General features: G+C 59.9%; 12 protein-coding genes. 9 read left to right on the top strand and 3 right to left on the bottom strand.

Going from position 1 to position 18,240, the window contains the following annotated elements:
• The first annotated feature begins 154 nt into the window (after positions 1 to 154).
• From ARB25_RS03905 to larD, 9 genes are all read left to right on the top strand, one after another.
• The gene (locus ARB25_RS03905; RefSeq protein ID WP_253276042.1) at positions 155 to 2,920 is read left to right on the top strand and encodes a YhgE/Pip domain-containing protein; all 2,766 of its coding nucleotides are present in this window, start codon (positions 155 to 157) and stop codon (positions 2,918 to 2,920) included.
• Positions 2,921 to 5,110: a YhgE/Pip domain-containing protein gene (locus ARB25_RS03910; protein ID WP_055285955.1), complete on the top strand. Its 2,190-nt coding sequence runs from the start codon at positions 2,921 to 2,923 to the stop codon at positions 5,108 to 5,110.
• A gap of 339 nt (positions 5,111 to 5,449) precedes the next feature.
• Complete coding sequence (locus ARB25_RS03915) at positions 5,450 to 6,433, top strand: DMT family transporter (RefSeq protein WP_055285957.1); 984 nt, start codon at positions 5,450 to 5,452, stop codon at positions 6,431 to 6,433.
• 115 nt (positions 6,434 to 6,548) lie between these two features.
• The gene (locus ARB25_RS03920) at positions 6,549 to 7,844 is read left to right on the top strand and encodes a M20 family metallopeptidase (protein ID WP_082421853.1); all 1,296 of its coding nucleotides are present in this window, start codon (positions 6,549 to 6,551) and stop codon (positions 7,842 to 7,844) included.
• 123 nt (positions 7,845 to 7,967) lie between these two features.
• Complete coding sequence (locus ARB25_RS03925) at positions 7,968 to 8,417, top strand: MFS transporter (protein ID WP_055285959.1); 450 nt, start codon at positions 7,968 to 7,970, stop codon at positions 8,415 to 8,417.
• Positions 8,418 to 8,721: 304 nt separating this feature from the next.
• Positions 8,722 to 10,035 (top strand): histidine--tRNA ligase, encoded by a 1,314-nt coding sequence (hisS, locus tag ARB25_RS03930; protein WP_055285961.1) that lies wholly within the window; start codon positions 8,722 to 8,724, stop codon positions 10,033 to 10,035.
• Positions 10,036 to 10,293: 258 nt separating this feature from the next.
• Complete coding sequence (locus ARB25_RS03935) at positions 10,294 to 13,107, top strand: phosphoenolpyruvate carboxylase (protein WP_436197773.1); 2,814 nt, start codon at positions 10,294 to 10,296, stop codon at positions 13,105 to 13,107.
• A 465-nt stretch (positions 13,108 to 13,572) separates the two neighbouring features.
• Positions 13,573 to 14,850 carry a nickel-dependent lactate racemase gene (gene larA / locus ARB25_RS03940; protein WP_022093875.1) on the top strand — a complete coding sequence of 426 codons (1,278 nt, stop codon included), beginning with the start codon at positions 13,573 to 13,575 and terminating at the stop codon, positions 14,848 to 14,850.
• 50 nt (positions 14,851 to 14,900) lie between these two features.
• Entirely contained in the window at positions 14,901 to 15,632 is a 732-nt protein-coding gene (gene larD / locus ARB25_RS03945; protein ID WP_006234784.1) for a D/L-lactic acid transporter LarD, read from the top strand.
• 281 nt (positions 15,633 to 15,913) lie between these two features.
• Here the strand turns inward: larD and ARB25_RS03950 are convergent, their stop codons facing one another.
• Genes ARB25_RS03950 through larB form a run of 3 tightly spaced genes read right to left on the bottom strand, consistent with a single transcriptional unit; the run spans position 15,914 to position 18,166 of the window.
• The gene (locus tag ARB25_RS03950; RefSeq protein WP_055285964.1) at positions 15,914 to 16,453 is read right to left on the bottom strand and encodes a TetR/AcrR family transcriptional regulator; all 540 of its coding nucleotides are present in this window, start codon (positions 16,451 to 16,453) and stop codon (positions 15,914 to 15,916) included.
• Between the two features lie 2 nt (positions 16,454 to 16,455).
• Positions 16,456 to 17,373 carry a nickel pincer cofactor biosynthesis protein LarC gene (gene larC, locus ARB25_RS03955; RefSeq protein WP_055285966.1) on the bottom strand — a complete coding sequence of 306 codons (918 nt, stop codon included), beginning with the start codon at positions 17,371 to 17,373 and terminating at the stop codon, positions 16,456 to 16,458.
• Positions 17,374 to 17,383: 10 nt separating this feature from the next.
• Positions 17,384 to 18,166 carry a nickel pincer cofactor biosynthesis protein LarB gene (gene larB / locus ARB25_RS03960; protein ID WP_055285968.1) on the bottom strand — a complete coding sequence of 261 codons (783 nt, stop codon included), beginning with the start codon at positions 18,164 to 18,166 and terminating at the stop codon, positions 17,384 to 17,386.
• Positions 18,167 to 18,240 lie beyond the last annotated feature (74 nt).

Genomic DNA, 18,240 nt, shown 5'->3' on the forward strand with positions numbered 1-18,240 from the left:
TTTAGGATACTGTACAACTGTACGCTAACTCATCTTCGTAGTATATTGCTACCCGCAAAAGTCAATACCATTGTGCTCCGAGACGCTAAAGCGCCTACGTACAATGGTTGTCGATAGTACGATTCGATTTAACGACAGGATGGATGGTCCAAGCGTGAGTCTCGGCAGCAAACTATCCAATGCAAAGGTGTCCTATGCGATATTTAAGCGCGACATTAAGCGACTGCTTGTGAACCCCGTCGCCCTGGTGGTTACCCTAGGCGTGTGCGTTATTCCCTCGCTGTATGCCTGGTACAACATCGTGGCCAACTGGGATCCGTACGGAAACACCCAGGGCATCAAGATTGCCATCGCCAACAACGATCGGGGCACCCAAAACGACCTGGTGGGCGAGCTCAACGCGGGCGATCAGGTCGTCGATCAGCTCAAGGAGAACGATCAGCTGGGCTGGACCTTCGTCGATTCTGCGGCCGATGCCAAAGAGGGCGTCGAGAGCGGTGAGTACTATGCGGCCATCGTAGTCCCCAAGAACTTCTCGGATAACCTGGTTTCGATGCTCGACGGCAACTACCATCAGCCCAAGCTTACGTACTACGTCAATGAGAAGAAGAGCGCTATTGCGCCCAAGGTTACCGACACCGGTGCAAACACCATCGAGGAGCAGATCAACTCGGAATTTGTCTCCACGGTGGGCGAGACCGTTGCCAGTATTGCCAAGGATGCCGGAGTCGATTTAAAGGACAAGGCAACCCAGACTCAGGATTCGTTGGCCGGTTCGGTATCAGAGGCTTCCGATACGTTGGGCGAAGTGCGTGATTCGATTGGCGACATGAATGCCGCCATCGATAAGACGAGTGGTTCCATTGCCTCGGCAGATGCGGCACTTGCCGGTCTGCAGGGTCAGGCACCGTCGCTGACGCAGGCGATCTCCCAGGGCAACGACCTGCTGAGCGAAGCTCGCACCACGGCGGGCAACTCCATCACCTCGCTCTCCAAGGCGCTCTCGGAAGGCAGCCTTGCGCTCACCAAGACGTCGGCCTCTGCGAACGCTGCCATCGGCAAGCTGACGGGCGCGGTCACATCTACGACCACCCGTATCGACAACTCGCTCGAGTCTCTTCAAGCGACGATCGACCACAATAAGGCCGTTATCGGGCACTTGGAGATTCTCGCCAATGACACGTCGACAGGTTCCGAGGAAATTGACGCGCGCATTGTATCGACCATCGATTTGCTTCGAGAGCAGAATGAAAAGCTTCAGAGCATCAAGGACGGTCTGTCCGCGCAGTCGAGCGCCATGGCGAATGACGCAGCGGCTGTTTCGGGTGCCAGTGACGCTATCAATAACGCAATTCATACCGGTGCGACCAACCTTGGCCAAGCCCAGACGGACTTGGGCCAAAACGCGCTGCCGAAGGCCTCGAGCGCGCTCGACTCTTTTGCTGCCGTTTCGGGCGACCTGACCGGTATCGTCTCGGGTATGACACCTACACTTGCAAATGCGCGCGGCACGTTGGCGCAGCTTAGCGCTACGCTCGGCCAGGCCAAGACCACGCTGTCCCAGACCGATTCCTCGCTTGCCAAGGTCCAGGACAAGCTTGCAACCGCCGCCAATGACATCGCGGCGCTGCAGACCTCCGAGTCCATGGGCGAGCTGGCCGATCTGATGGGCGTCGATGTCAATGACGTCGCAGATTTCATGGCATCTCCGGTTGAGCTCACGTCTAAGTCGATCTATCCGGTCAAGAGCTTCGGCTCGGGCATTGCTCCTTTCTACACCAATCTGGCGCTGTGGGTGGGCGGCTATGTGCTCATCGCCATCTATAAGCTCGAAGTCGACCGTGAAGGTGTTGGCAGCTTTACGGCGCGCCAAGGCTACTTTGGCCGCTGGTTGCTCATGGTGATCCTGGGCGCGTTGCAGGCCATCATCGTTACGGTAGGCGATCTGGTGATTGGCGTGCAGTGCGTCAGCCCGCTGCTGTTCGTGCTGGGCGGCATCGCCATTTCGTTCACCTACGTCAATATCATCTATGCGCTGTCCACCACGTTTAAGCATATCGGCAAGGCTATCGGCGTCATTCTCGTCATCGTGCAGATCCCGGGTTCGTCGGGCATGTACCCCATCGAGATGATGCCCGGCTTCTTCCAGTGGCTGCACCCGCTGCTGCCCTTTACCTACGGCATCAATCTGCTGCGCGAGACGGTCGGCGGCATGTATTCGTTCAACTACCTGTTTAACCTGTGCATTCTGGGCGTGTTCTTGATCGTGGCGCTCTTTATCGGCCTGCAGCTGCGTCCGCTGCTGCTCAACCTTAACCTGCTCTTTGATAAACAGCTCTCCACGACCGGTATGATGATTTGCGAGTCCAACGACCTGCCGCGCCAGCGCTACTCGCTGCGCACGGCCATGCGCGTCATGCTCGATTCCGATTCGTACCGTCGCGAACTGCTCGATCATGCGGTCGCCTTTGAACATCGCTACCCGTACTACATCAAGGGCGGTTTTGCCGCCGTGGTGGGCGTTCAGGTCCTGCTCTTTGTCCTGTCGACGGTTCTCGATATCGACAATAACGGCAAGATCATCCTGCTTGTCATTTGGATCATCTCGGTTATTGCCATCTGCGGCTGGCTTATCAATATCGAATATATCCGAGCGAGCCTCAATACCCAGATGCGCATCTCGGCGCTTTCGGATGAGGACCTGCGTCGCGAGATGCGCGAACACACGGCCGCCATTCCTGCCGCCCGCCACATGTTTGGCCTCAACGCCAGCGAGCGTGGTGCCAAGGGCGGCGATCAGTCCACGGGCCGCTTGCCGCATATCGGCTCGCACCATAAATCTCAGGGCAGCGACAGCACAGCCACAAATGATGGAGATACCACCGCGCTTGGCAAGCACTCCAAAGGAGGTGAGGCATAAATGAAGAACATCCTGCATCTGTTTAAGCGCGATGTCCAAAACGTGTCTCGCTCCGTGATCGGCTTGGTTGTCGTGATGGGCCTCATTATCGTACCGTGTCTGTACGCGTGGTTTAACATCGCCGGCAGCTGGGATCCGTACGGCAACACCGGCAATCTTAAGATCGCCGTGGTCAACACCGATGAGGGTTACGAGAGCGATTTGATCCCCGTCGAGGTTAACGTGGGCGAAAACGTGACCGCCACCCTACGCGGCAACGAGAGCTTCGATTGGGTTGTGCTCAACAATCGCGAAAAGGCTATCGAGGGCGTTAAGTCGGGCGCGTACTATGCTGCCGTCGTTATCCCCAAAACGTTTAGCGCTGACATGATGACGCTTTTCTCGACCGACGTGAAGCATGCCGATATCGAGTTCTACGAGAATCAGAAGGCCAACGCCATTGCGCAGATCGTGACCGAGAAGGGTTCGAGCGCCGTCCAGAGCCAGGTTAACAAAACTTTTACCGAGACCATTACGACGATCGGTCTTAAGACGGTGTCCAGCCTGCTCGATTACATGAGCACCGACCAGGTCAGCAACTTTATCGCCAACCTGTCCTCGACGCTCGGCGATTCGATTGAGGACCTGCGAGACGTTCAGGCAAATGCTTCGTCGCTGGCGGGCATTTTGAGCTCCACGTCCGATTCGCTGACGTCGGCGAGCGGCATGCTCAAGCAGACCGGTGCCGTCGATGAGTCGACAAAGCAGCTCATGGAACATGCCAAAAGCGGCATCGATGATTCCAAAGAAGCGCTTAAGGCGGCAAACGATGCCATCGATGCCGCAATCGATGGAAGTGCGGGTTCGTTCGACAATGTGTCTGCCGAGCTCGCGAAGGCGTTCGACACCGCAAACCAGCATGTCGACCTTACGGTGTCCCAACTCAACGATGCCGCTGCGGCCCTCAATGCGCGCGCCAAGGATATCGATGCGATGGCCGATCAGCTCCGCAGCCTTGCCGACCAGGTGAGCGATGAGAATTTGAAGGACGGCCTCAAGTCCGCCGCGACGTCGCTGGGCAGAATCGCCGTTGAGTACCGCAACAATGCCAAGGATCTGGCGGCTACCGCGAAGTCTCTCTCCGATAGCATGGCCGAGGTCAACAACTTGCGTGCCGAGGTCGATCAGGCCATCGCTGATGCCAAGGCCGGCATCGCGGATGCCAAATCCGATTACGATTCCACGTTCTCGGTTAAGGCCAAGGAGCTCAAGAAGACGGTTTCGGGCATTCTGGACTCGCTTGATGGCATCTCGGGCGACCTGGATAGCGCCGTAGGCGGCCTGACCGACGCATCCGGCTCGTTGGCGAAGGGCCTCTCCAAGGCCGCCAAGCTGGTCAACAAGGCTTCCGATCAGCTAGGTGAAGCGTCCGATAAGATCAGTGCGTTTAAGGATGAGCTCGATGGCGCCCTGATGTCGGACGACCTTGCCACGATCAAGACGATGATTGGCAACGATCCCGAGGGTTTGGCCGTGTCGCTTTCCGGTCCCGTCGCGCTCGATCGCAAACCGGTCTATCCGATCCGCAACTACGGCTCGGCCATGGCGCCGTTCTACACGATTCTGTCGCTCTGGGTCGGCTCGATCGTGCTGGCGGCCATGATGAAGGTGTCGGTTGACGATGAGCTTATCAACGAGCTCATCCCCGTACGCCTACACGAGATCTACCTGGGTCGTTACTTGTTCTTTGGCGGTTTGGCTCTGCTGCAGGCAACGCTCGTGTGCGCGGGCGACATCCTGTTCTTTGGCATCCAGTGCGACAACCCGCTGCAGTTTGTGCTGGCGGGCTGGGTCGCGAGTCTCGTGTTCTCCAATATCGTCTACACGCTTACGGTGTCGTTTGGCGATATCGGCAAGGCTTTGGCCGTTGTGCTGCTGGTCATGCAGGTCGGCGGTTCGGGCGGTACGTTCCCCATCGAGATGACCGGCCCTGTGTTCCAGGCGATCTATCCGTTCCTGCCGTTTACCCATGGCATTAACGCCATGCATGCCGCCATGGCTGGCGCCTACCATATGGAGTACTGGGTTGAGCTGGGCATTCTGGCGAGCTATCTGATTCCGTCGCTGGCCCTGGGCGTCGTCTTCCGCCGTCCGGTCATCAAAGCCAACGACTGGATTATCGAAAAGCTGGAGAGTACTAAATTAATCTAGTGCAACAATGTAAACGCTGATACTGCGGCAATGTCAGCGAGCGAGCCGCATTTGCGCCAAGGTGACGTGAAATGAAAGGGCGCTGACCTTCTGGTCGCGCCCTTGAAATTGAACGTCAGATTGGTGTGAATGCGGCTCGCGCAGCGTCGGCCGGTCCGCCGTTCGGTAGAACGGCGGAACAAAACGCTTTAGTGGGCTGGATTGCGATGCAACGCCGGTTGTTGCTACAGTAGCGGGGCGTGCCGGGGGTCCGGTGCGCCCCGTTTTTATTTGACCATGAGGCGGCACGCAGCCATACGCGTGCGGACACCACGCCCAGATTGAGTGTGAGGATGTTCCATGGCCCAATACGCTGCCAACGAAATCGAAAACATGCCCGATAGCCCTGTCGCACGGGAGGACCTGGGCGCCGGCGGCACCTCCCGCGGCGCCGGCGCGCGTTCCCCGTTCTTCTGGAAGGTCTTGCTGCTATCGGTGGCGGTCATCTGGGGCTATTCCTTTACCACCATGAAAGATGCGCTCGACACCATTCCGGTGTTCGAACTGCTCTATATTCGTTTTCTTCCGGCTTCGCTGGTTATGTTCGCCATCTTCCACAAACGCATCATCGCGCACTTTAATGCCCGCAACCTTATCGTCGGACTTGGTATGGGCGCACTTATGTGGGGCGCGTACGGTTTGCAGACGATTGGCCTGGCACAGACCACGGCGGGCAAGAGTGCATTTTTGACGGGTACCTATTGCATCCTCGTGCCGTTTGCGAGCTACGTCCTAAGCGGCGAAAAGCTTACCCGTTACAACTTGGGCGCCGCGTTGCTGTGCCTGGCGGGCATTGGTCTGGTGGCGCTCGATAGCGTCGAGTTCAATGTCGGCGATGTCATCACACTGGGCGGTGCGGTCTTCTTTGCCATCCAGATGGCGGTGACCGCCAAGTATGGCCGCAAGATGGACATCAACGTCATCACGTTTTGGATGTTTGTGGGCAACGGCGTGCTGAGCCTGATCTCGTCGCTGTTATTCGAGACCCAAGCGCCGCTGTCCGTGTGGACGCCGAGCTTTATCGGTGTGATGGCGTTTCTATCGGTGGGCTGTACGTGTGTGGCTCTGCTCATCCAAAACGTTGGCCTGGCGCATGTCCCGGCCTCAACGGGCTCGCTGCTCCTTTCGATGGAGTCGCCTTCGGGTGTGCTGTTCTCGGTGCTGCTGATGGGGGAGGCGCTCACCTCGCGCCTGCTCGCCGGCTTCGCGCTCATCTTTCTTTCGATTATCTTGAGCGAGACGCATTTCGATTTTTTGCGTCGAAAGCCGCGTCCGCAATTGTAAACAATTTGTTGTGCCGCCTCCCGGGGCGGCATTTTTTATGCGTCGCCCTTAAAGTAGTACCTTGCACTTTACGCTATCAAAGTGCTTGCTGCAAAAACGTTACTGGAGGGCATCTATGGCACCAGCACTGTCCGATCTTCAACCGCAATCAGCGCCCAAGGCCACCGCGGCGGCGCAATCCGCCATTGGCGACGGTCTTGTCGCAGAAGCTCAGGCTTTTGCAGACGAGCTCGCTGCGTGGCGACACGATTTACATCAGATGCCCGAGCTGGGTAATAGCCTCCCACAGACCTCTACGTATATCCAAGCGCGCCTGACCGAGATGGACATCCCATTTGCTACGCTCGTCGATGGTTCCTGCGTTGTGGGCCTTGTCGGCGCCGGTGCCGCCGCGGCCCAAGGCAATGGCGTCTGCACGAATGAGCAGGCCGGTACGGTCATCATGCTTCGTGGCGACATGGACGCCCTGCCCGTTGCCGAGGAATCCGGCGAGCCCTTTGCATCCACCAACGGCTGCATGCACGCTTGCGGTCACGATATGCACGCGACGGCGCTGCTTGGTGCGGCTCGTATGCTCAAAGCGCGCGAGGCAGAGCTTGTTGATGCCAACGCTACGGTTAAGTTGCTGTTCCAGCCGGGCGAGGAAACCTTTGAGGGTGCCCGCGCCGCCATCGCCGACGGTCTGCTGCAAAACCCGCGTCCTCAGGTCGCCTTTGCCATGCATGTCAATAGCCAGTCGCCGCTCGGCCTGGTGCTCTACGGCAGCCCGGCGCTCTCGGGCGTGTACGGTTTTCGTATCACGCTTCAGGGCAAGGGCGGCCATGGCTCGAGCCCCGAGATTTGCATCGACCCCATCACGGCCGGCGTGCATGTGCATCTGGCGCTTCAGGAGCTTATCGCTCGCGAAGTGCCGGCGGCCAAGGAGGTCGCGCTTACCGTGGGTAAGTTTGCCGGTGGCCAAGCGGCCAACGTCATCCCCGACACCTGCGTGCTCGAGGGAACGCTGCGCGGCTTTGATGTTGAGCTCATGGCTCACCTAAAGACCCGCATCGCGGAGGTCGTTAACGGCGTTGCCACGACCTATCGTACGCCGGCGACCATCGAGACACTTTCGGATGTTCCGCCGCTTGTACTCGACAGCGATATGACTCAGGCGTCGCTTGGCTACGTGGGCGCAGTGCTGCCCAAGGCGGCTTTCTTGCCGCTTCTCCATGCCATGGCGAGTGAGGACTTCGCGCTTATCTCGAGCGAGATTCCGAGTGCGTACTTTACCGTGGGCGCGGCCGTAACCGACACGGACGAACACTTTGCCCAGCACCATCCCAAGGCACGTTTTAACGATGCCGAGCTGCCGCTCGGTGCCGCGGCCTATACCGCCGTCGCTTTGGGCTATATCGCTGACCACCGGTAGCATCCAACCTTGCCTTTCAAGCCTGCGGGCATGGCCGTAAGGCCTATGCCCTTGTCTTTCAAGGCAATCTTGGGCACTACCGGCGCCCGGCGCCGGCTATTCGTTTGTTAAATAAGGAGCAGTATGCCCCAGCAGCGTAAGTTCTTCCCCGGCTGGCTCGTGGTGGCCTCCGGCTTCGTGATCATGGCCACGTGTTACACGATTTTTGTCAATTGCATGAGCCTGTTCCAGCCGCTGATCGTCAGCGACCTGGGTATTTCCCTTGCGCAGTACAACGTCTCCAATGCCATCTCCACCGTGGTGAGTGTCGTGGGTTCGCTCGTTATCGGTCATGTTGCCGATAAGGTGAGTGGCCGCGTATTGGGCTCGCTCACCGTTATCGCTACCTCGGCGGTGCTTGCTGGCATGAGCTTTGTCGGTGAGCTGTGGCAGGTCTACGTGCTCTTTGCCGTCTCGGGCTCCTTTGCGAGCACCTGGATCGTGTGTCTGGTGTGTTCTGTGGTCATGCTCGTGTTCCTGCTGGCCTCGGAGCCCATCGCCGTCAAGCTGCGCGCGAGCGTGGCGGGGGAGTAGACGTCCGTCGCTCTTTTCTGTTCGCCCCGTTCTATCCGTGGCCGCCTTGGAAGCCGAATGGATGCTCGTACCATCATTCGGTTTCCAAGGCGGCCACGGGCCTACGAAATGATCAGTTTTCCTCCGTCCCCAAGGGGTCGCGTGATCCGAAGGGGACGGAGGAAAACGGATCGCAAACAGCGGCGGCGCATCTGGCCGAACGAGTCCCCATACCCTCGTTCGGTCAGACGCGCCGCCGCTGTTTGTGTTTGTGCCGTATAATGACCACTACCTATGACGCGATACAAAAGAAAGGTGTTTGCCCATGCAGGCACAGAAGGCGGAGGGAACCCGCGACCTTATCGGCGCCGAGATGCGCGCCTGGCAAAAGATGCAGCAGATCGCTGCCGGCGTGTTCGAGCCGTTTGGCTTTAAGCCCATCGAGACGCCCGCCATCGAGCAGGTGGACGTGTTTGTCCACGGCATCGGCCAGTCGACCGACGTCGTTCGCAAGGAGATGTTCCGCGTGTTTAGCGGCGCCAACCTGGAGCGCGTCTTTACCGAGGGCACCGATACCAAGCTTAAGCCCAAGCAGCGCCTGGCCCTTCGTCCCGAGGGCACGGCCGGTGTGGTGCGCGCCGTCGTGGAGAACAACCTAGTGCCCCAGGGCTCCACGCCGTTTAAGGCGTACTATGCCGAGGCCATGTTCCGTGGCGAGCGTCCCCAGAAGGGTCGCCTGCGCCAGTTTCACCAGGTGGGCATCGAGTGGCTCGGCGCTCCCGATCCGGCGGCAGACGCCGAGTGCATCATCATGCTCATGGAGTTCTACAAGCGCCTGGGCTTCGATCTTTCCAAGCTCCGTCTGCTCATTAACTCGATGGGCGATGCGCAGTGCCGTCCGGCCTATCGCGAGCAGGTTAAGCAGTTCATTCTCGACCACGCCGACGAGATGTGCGACGAGTGCCGCGAGCGCGCCGAGCTCAACCCGCTGCGCGCCTTCGACTGCAAGAACGACCATTGCCGCGAGATCATGGCCGAGGCTCCGCTGATGGGCGACAACCTGTGCGACGAGTGCCGCGAGCACTACGAGCAAGTCAAGCGCTATCTGGATGCGGCGGGTATCGAGTATGTCGAGGATCCCACCTTGGTGCGTGGCCTGGACTACTACACCCGTACCGTCTTTGAGGTCGAGGCTCCCGGTGCCGGCGTCGGCTCCATCGGTGGCGGCGGTCGCTATGACGGCTTGGTCGAGCTCGAGGGCGGCAAGCCCACGGCAGGCGTCGGCTTCGCTGTCGGTTTTGAGCGCGCCCTGCTGGCCCTGCAGGCCTTTGGCAGCGACCTGGGTGCCGAGGAGGTCCCGTGCGTCTACGTCGCCAACGCCGGCAAGGAGCTGCGTCAGAACGTCTTTACCATTACGCAGCAGCTTCGCGCCGCAGGGATTGTGACCGAGGCCGACTATCAGGGCCGTTCGCTCAAGGCCCAGTTTAAGCAGGCCGACAAGGTGGGCGCTAAGCTCATCCTAGTCCTGGGTGGCGACGAGCTTGCCGCCGGCAAGGTCAAGGTGCGCGACATGCAGAGCCATGACGAGGTACTGGTCGATTTGGCCAACGTCGTCGAGGCGGTTCGCGAGCGTCTGTAGCGCATGATTTTTGAGCTGCGGACCCGCTAACATGTCCCGCTCGCGACGAGCGATTGTTACGGGGGTGTTTCGCATTTATGCGGAATGCCCCCGTTTGTGTATGCCGTCCACCGAGAAATACGACCATTTAGAGCAAAAACCCTTGCAATGCAGAAAATACTTTTGTGTGGTAAAGCGCAATCAGTGTCGAAAGTATTTCTCAAGCGCCTATAATGAATACCGCATGTTACGTGCATAGAAGGAGGAATGGGAGGAAACGTGGCTGAGAACCTAAGCAACCAGTCTGTACCCGAAGCCGCGGCGCGCGTCGCTGCCGTGGTCAACCGCCTCGTTAACCGAATCGGCTCGAATGCCGAGTCCAGGGAGCGTCTCGCCGAGATCGAGATCCCCGAGGAGCTGCGCGATAATCTGGCGCTGTTCCTGCGCCTGGAACGTCGTGTGCTTAGCGAGTATGATCCCGAGATCGCGGACCTGTTCGACAAGATTTTGACAGCCGAGATTGTGGCCAATGCTGGCAACCCCGGCAGCCGCGCTGCCGACGAGTCCGTTGACGAACAGGGCGTGCCCACTGCCGACGAGCCCACCGCCGTGGCGTTTCGCGAAGTCGTCGATCTGATTGACAGCCTGCCGCTTGATAAGCAGCAGGTCATCGTTCGCGCCTTTACGAGCTTCTTCCACTTGGCAAACCTGTCGGAGGAGAACTACCGTGTGGCGCAGCTGCGCGAGCGCGAGGCCGGCGCATCGACCGATACCGAGGTCGATCCCGCCAACGAACTCACCGTCGCCTATCACCAGTTGGTAAACGAGATGGGCGTCGAGGGTGCCAATGAGCTGCTCGGCAAGCTCGAGTTCCACCCTGTCTTTACCGCACATCCCACCGAGGCCCGTCGTAAGGCCGTCGAGGGCAAGATTCGCCGTATCTCCAACCTGCTGGAGGAGCGTCCGCGTCTGGGCGGCTCCGACCTGGTGGAGAACGAGCGCCATATGCTGCAGGAGATCGACGCCCTGGTGCGTACGAGCCCCATCGCGCTCAAGAAGCCCACGCCGGTCGAGGAAGCCGATACCATCATCGACATCTTCGATAACACGCTGTTCGACGTTATCCCCGTCATCTACCGTCGTTTTGACGACTGGGTGCTGGGCGACAAGGCCGGTACCGTGCCGCCGCTGTGCCCGGCGTTCTTCCATCCCGGCAGCTGGATCGGTTCCGACCGCGACGGTAACCCCAACGTCACCGCCAAGGTGAGCCGTGAGGTCGCCGCCAAGTACTTCACCCACATGGTGCTCAAGCTCGAGGACAAGTGCCGCCGCATCGGCCGCAACCTCACGCTCGAGGCCACCTACAGTAAGCCTTCTGCCGAGCTCATTAACCTGTGGAACCATCAGGTCGAGATGAGCCCTCGGTACACGGCTCGCGCCGAGCTGATCTCCGAGCACGAGCCGCATCGCGCCGTCATGCTCGTCATGGCCGACCGTCTGAACGCCACCGTGCGCCGCATCACCGACACCATGTATCACAGTGCCGACGAATTCCTGGATGACCTGCGCGTCGTCCAGCGTTCGCTGGCTGCCTGCGGTGCCGTCCGTGCCGCCTACGGCCCGGTCCAGACCATCATCTGGCAGGTCGAGTCCTTCGGCTTCCATATGGTCGAGATGGAGTTCCGTCAGCACTCCGTGGTGCATGCCCGCGCCCTCAAGGATATCCACGAGAACGGTATCCATGGCGATCTGCAGCCCATGACGCGCGAGGTCATCGATACCTTCCGCGCTATCGGCTCCATCCAAAAGCGTTACGGCAAGAAGATGGCGCACCGCTACATCATCTCGTTTACCAAGAGCGCCCAGCATGTGGCCGACGTCTTTGAGCTCGCCCACCTGTCCTTTGCACACGAGGAGGATGTCCCCGAGCTCGACGTGATCCCGCTGTTCGAGCAGCTCGAGGACCTCGAGGGCTGCGTCGACGTGCTCGACCAGATGCTCACGCTGCCCGTGGTGCAGAAGCGCCTTGCCCAGACCAACCGCCGCATGGAGGTCATGCTGGGCTACTCCGACTCCTCCAAGGATGCCGGTCCTACCACGGCCATGCTCGCACTGCACTCCGCGCAGGAGCGCATCGCCAAGTGGGCCGAGAAGAACGATATCGACCTGGTGCTCATGCACGGCCGCGGCGGTGCCGTGGGCCGTGGCGGCGGCCCGGCCAACAAGGCCGTGCTGGCGCAGCCCAAGGGTTCGGTCAACTGCTTCTTTAAGCTCACCGAGCAGGGCGAAGTCATCTTTGCCCGTTACGGCAACCGCACGCTGGCTCAGCGTCATGTTGAGTCCGTTGCCGCCGCAACGCTTTTGCAGTCGGCCCCGAGTGTCGAGAAGACCAACACCGAGACCACGCAGAAGTTCTGGGATATGGCCGAGAAGCTCAACGCCGCAAGCCACGAGCGCTATCTGGACCTGCTGAACACCAAGGACTTTACACCGTGGTTCTCGACCGTGACGCCGCTGACCGAGGTCGGCTTGCTGCCGATCGGCTCGCGTCCCGCCAAGCGCGGCTTGGGTGCCAAGTCGCTCGACGACCTGCGTACCATCCCGTGGATCTTCAGCTGGAGCCAGGCGCGCATTAACCTGGCCGCTTGGTACGGTCTGGGCACCGCCTGCGAGCAGCTTGGCGATCTTGACCAGCTCAAGGCTGCCTACCAGGAGTGGCCGTTCTTCCGCACCTTTATCGACAACATCGAGATGTCGATCGCCAAGACCGACCAGCGCATCGCCAAGATGTATCTGCACCTGGGCGACCGCGATGATTTGTCCGAGAAGGTCTTCACCGAGATGCAGCTCACGCGTAAGTGGGTCCTTGCCATCGTCGGTGATGAGTGGCCGCTGCAGCGTCGTCGCGTGCTCGGCTGCGCCGTTCGCGTGCGTAACCCCTACGTCGACGCTCTGTCCATCGCCCAGGTCCGCGCCCTTCGCGAGGTGCGTATGAACCAGGACGAGATGGCCGAGGAGAAGAAGGCCGAATACATGAGCCTGATTCTTTCGACTGTGACCGGCGTCTCGGCAGGATTGCAGAACACGGGGTAATCGATAGCCCTGTAGTCGTCCGGGCCCGCCATCAGTTTACTTTTAGGCACGTCCTCGGACATGCAAGAAGCCCTCGCTGCGCACTTCGTGCGGCGAGGGCTTCTTGCGTCCTGCGGAGTGTGCCTAAAAGTAAACTGATGGCGGGCCCTACGATGTCCGGTCTTCGGGGATTAAAGCTGAAGGGAATAATGGCGCGCTACGCGCGTTTTGGATGGGGTCTGTCCCGGCGGCGCGTTTGGCGCTTCGCGCCTCGCGTCTTATCGATCGGGATTGAGATGCATTTGGCGCTTCTGGCCTTACGACTGTAGCGGCCGCGGTCCCGTTTGGGGTCGTGGCCGTTTTGCTGTGGGGCAAATATGAACGTTGTGTTAATGAGTCGGTGGACGGTGGTGTTTTTCGGTGAGCGGCGTATCCTTCCAACGGTTTATCTAGTGTGTCAGTTGAAAAGGAAGAGGGCGCTCGTCATTGTTTGAATGTGAACTGCCGTTTGACCACAAGACGTTGCATCTGGAGCTCGAGGATAAGAACTTTGCGGGTGTGATGGAAGGTCATCAAAACGAGTTTAAGACTACAAAATCGCAGGAAGAGCTGGTGGAGGAGTCGCTTGCCAACCCTTATGGCTCGCCTTCGCTCGAGGAGCTTTGTGCTGGCAAGAAGGATATTGTCATCATTAGCTCCGATCATACGCGTCCCGTTCCCTCGCGTGTGACGATGCCTATTCTGCTGCATCACATCCATTCTGCTGCGCCCGAGGCTCGCGTGCGTATTCTGGTTGCTACGGGTATGCATCGTCCGTCGACGCACGAGGAGCTCGTCAACAAGTACGGCGAGGAGATCGTTGCCAACGAGGAAATCGTTATGCACGTCGCGACCGATGACAGCATGATGAAAAAGATCGGCACCCTGCCTTCTGGCGGCGAGTGCATCATCAACAAGATTGCTGCCGATTGCGATCTGCTGCTTGCCGAGGGCTTTATTGAGCCGCACTTCTTTGCCGGTTTCTCTGGCAGCCGCAAGTCCGTCCTGCCTGGTATCGCCAGCTACAAGACCATCATGTACAACCACAACGGTCAGTTTGTGAACGATTCCCATTCGCGTGCCGGCAACCTGTGCCACAACCACGTGAGCGAGGACATGTTTGCCGCTGCCGAGATGGCTCACCTTGCCTTTGTGCTCAACGTGGTGCTCAACGGCAAGCACGAGGTCATCGGCTCCTTTGCCGGCGACATCCACAAGGCGCACGAGGCTGGCTGCGAGTTCGTGAAGAGCCTTGCCGGCGTTGAGCCCGTCGAGTGCGAGATTGCCATTACCACCAACGGCGGCTACCCGCTCGACCAGAACATCTATCAGGCCGTGAAGGGCATGTGCTCTGCCGAGGCTACGCTTCCCGAGGGCGGCGTGATCATCGACGTCGCCGGCTGTGCCGACGGTCACGGTGGCGAGGGCTTCTATCACAACATCGCCGACAACGATCCGGCGGAGTTTGAGCGTGCCTGCATCGACCGTCCTAAGGACGAGACCCTGCCCGACCAGTGGACGAGCCAGATCTTTGCCCGCATCCTGGCGCATCACCCTGTGATCATGGTCACCGACCTGTGCGATCACCAGATGATCAAGGATATGCACATGACGCCGGTCAACACCCTCGATGAGGCGCTCAAGCTCGCCTTTGAGATGAAGGGTGCCGATGCCAAGGTGGCCGTCATTCCCGATGGCCTGGGCGTTGTCGTCGCACAGCACTAGTACGCGGCCTAAACGAATCGTTTATAACCGACAAGAAAGATAAGGTTTTTATGCTTACCAAACTCCTCTGCGAATTCGGCGCAACGGCCCTCATGATCATCTTTGGCGTGGGCGTGCACTGCGATACCGTGCTTAAGGGTACCAAGTATCAGGGCTCCGGCCATATGTTTGCCATCACCACTTGGTCTTTTGGCATCTCGGTTTGCCTGTTTGTCTTTGGCGGCGCCGTGTGCATGAACCCCGCCATGGTGCTTGCCCAGTGCATCGTAGGCCTGGTGCCGTGGAGCAGCTGCATCCCCTTCATGATTGCCGATATGCTCGGCGGCTTTGCGGGTGCCGTGATCGCGTGGTTGATGTATGCCGATGAGTTCAAGGCTTCCGATGGTGTCATCGATCCCATTGCCCAGCGCAACATCTTCTCGACCAACCCCACCACCGAGGGTACGAACTATGCCCGTAATTTCTTCTGCGAGGCTATCTGCACCTTTGTGTTCATCAGCGCCATCCTTGCTGCTGCTAACCGTGCTGGCGAGAACGTCCTGATGCTCGCCATCTGCGTCGGCCTGATCGTTTGGGCCGTTGGCATGGGCATGGGCGGCATCACCGGCTTCGCCATGAACCAGGCTCGTGACCTTGGTCCTCGCATGGCCTATCAGGTGCTGCCGATCAAGAACAAGGCCGACAACAACTGGAAGTACGGCCTGCTCGTTCCTGGCATCGCGCCGTTTGTCGGTGCCGCTCTGGCCGCACTGTTTGTGCACGGTTTCTTGGGCATGTTCTAGTCCAAGGCTACATAGTTGTCCGCTGGCCGCATGGGGTAACTTCCCAGCGCGTCCTCGGACATGAAAGAGCCCCCGCTGCGCACTTCGTGCGGCGGGGGCTCTTTCGTCCTGCGGAATGCGCTGGGAAGTTACCCCATGCGGCCAGCTGCGGGGTCTTTGCTACGCTCGAGCAAGCAGCCCAACATATATGTCTGAATTTGGATGTGGTGGGCGCTTGGCTGTTGGGGGCGCTGAGATGAGGGCGATACTTTGGGAAGGGATGACGCCTTGGGAGGAAGCGTCTATATGAAGAGGGGCTTTATGGCTGAGAGGTAGTCTTTGGCTACGTCGGCTTTGTCTGCTTGGAAGTTGTGCCAGGCCCACCATTGGACGGTGGCTACGAAGCTTGAGGCTATGTGGTGTAGTAAGAAGCTGCGGTCCATGGTGCCGGCGGGGCCTGTGGGGTCGGCGGGGACGGTTTCGGCTGCTCGTGACATGATGGTCTTGCGGAGACAGTCGGCGAAGACGCGGGAGCCGGCGCCGGCTACGAGGGCGCGTACGCCCTGACGGCGCTCCCAGAGGTTGTTGAGGATATGCTTGACCTGCACGAGTGGGTCGTCGAGCGGTGTGCCATCGTCGTCGAGGGCGTGGGTGCAGATGTCGCTCACGAGCTCGGCCAGCAGGTCGTCTTTGCTCTTGAAGAGGCCGTAGAACGTGGCCCGACCCACATGGGCGCGAGCGATGATGTCGCCGACGGTAATCTTGCCGTAGTCCTCTTCGCGTAGCAGCTCAGAGAACGCCGCAACGATGGCAGCGCGGCTTTTTTCTTTGCGGGCATCCATGGCTATGCATCCACGTGAACGAGCAGACAACGGAGCGTGCCGGAGCAACCCTCGTAGGGGCGCTTGCCGGCGCCGTAGCCGACGGCTTCGATGTGGTAGCGTGCCGGCAGGTGCTCGGACGTGCGCAGCGCGGTGACGATGGCAGCGCCCGTGGGCGTCACGAGCTCGCCAGCGACCGGTGCAGGCATGAGGGCGATATTGCCTGCCTGGCACAGGTTGATGACAGCGGGGACGGGAATGGGCATAAGGCCGTGGGCACAGTGGATGGTGCCGTGGCCCTCGGAGAGCGACTCGACGACAATATCCTCGATGCCCAGGTCATCGAGGCAGATGGCGACAGAGCAGACGTCGACGATGGAGTCGACGGCGCCCACCTCGTGGAACATGACGGTCTCGGGCGTTTTGCCGTGAGCCTTGGCCTCGGCCGCGGCGAGTACGGAAAAAATGGCGAGGGCGCGACGCTTGGCGCCATCGCTTAGCTGCGAGCCATCGATGATGGCGGTGACGTCCGCCAAAGAACGGTGGTGATGGTGGTGGGCGTGATGGTGACCCTCGTGACCATGGCCGTGGGCCTCATGGTCACGCTCGTGTGTGTGCTCGTGTTCGTGCTCGCCATGGTCATGATGGTGGTGCTCGTGCTCGTGCGTGTGCTCGGCAGCTGCTTCGTTGCCGTAGAGCCAGGCCATATCGTGATCGTGGTTCTCGAGCTCCTCTGCAAGCTGGACGTCGAAATCGCAGGCGTCGATGCCATGCTTGTTTACGCGCGTCACGGCGATCGAAAAGCCGTCGACCGGCAGCGTGGCGAGCTGTTCGCGCAGGTGCTCCTCGCTGGCGCCCAGGTCGAGCAGGGCCGCGACGGTCATATCGCCGCTGATGCCCGAGGTGCCGTCGATGATAAGCGTGTGCTGATGATTGGACATGGAATGCTCCTTAGCGGGCGCGGGGTGTGCCGGCGCTCAGATGATTGATAAGACTTGCCTGGTAAGCGGCGCCAAAGCCGTTGTCGATATTGACGACCGATACGCCGCTGGCACAGGAGTTGAGCATGGCGAGCAGTGCGGCTACGCCACCAAAACTTGCGCCGTAGCCCACGCTGGTGGGAACGGCGATGACCGGACAGCTCACCAGACCGCCGATAACGCTCGCCAACGCGCCCTCCATGCCGGCGATGGCGATGACCACCTGTGCCTGGGCAAGTTCCTCGGCATGCGCGAGTAGGCGGTGCAGGCCGGCGACGCCTACGTCGTAGAGGCGGTCGACCTCGTTGCCATAGAACTCGGCCGTCAACGCGGCTTCCTCGGCGACGGGCAGGTCGCTCGTGCCGGCGCAGGCGACGACGATGCGTCCGTTGCCGGTAGGGGAGGGCTTGCCGCCCACGAGGGCGAGCTGGGCGTCCGGGACATACCCCAGGTCGATGTCGTTGCCGAGAAGCTCAGCGGTGTGCGTGGCTTTTTCGGCATCCAGGCGCGTGACCAGGATGCGCTCCTGACCGGCATCGCGCAGCGCTTCGATAATGGCGGCGATCTGCTCGGCGGTTTTACCGGCACCGTAGACAACCTCGCCGGCTCCCTGGCGTACCCCGCGTGAAAGATCGAGCTGTGCAAAGCCCAAATCGGCGGTTGGCGCCGTCTGGATGCGCGTGAGGGCGACTGCCGGAGTGACTGCTCCGCCGGCAACATCGCTCAGCAATTGCTCAAGATCTTGCTTATCCATCTATGTTCCCTTCGACGGCGCAAAGTCTAGCACTCAAGGGCAAGTTTCCGAACACTAAGACAAAATTGTTCGGA

It is taken from the genome of Collinsella aerofaciens (assembly GCF_001405375.1).
GTDB lineage: Bacteria > Actinomycetota > Coriobacteriia > Coriobacteriales > Coriobacteriaceae > Collinsella > Collinsella aerofaciens_F.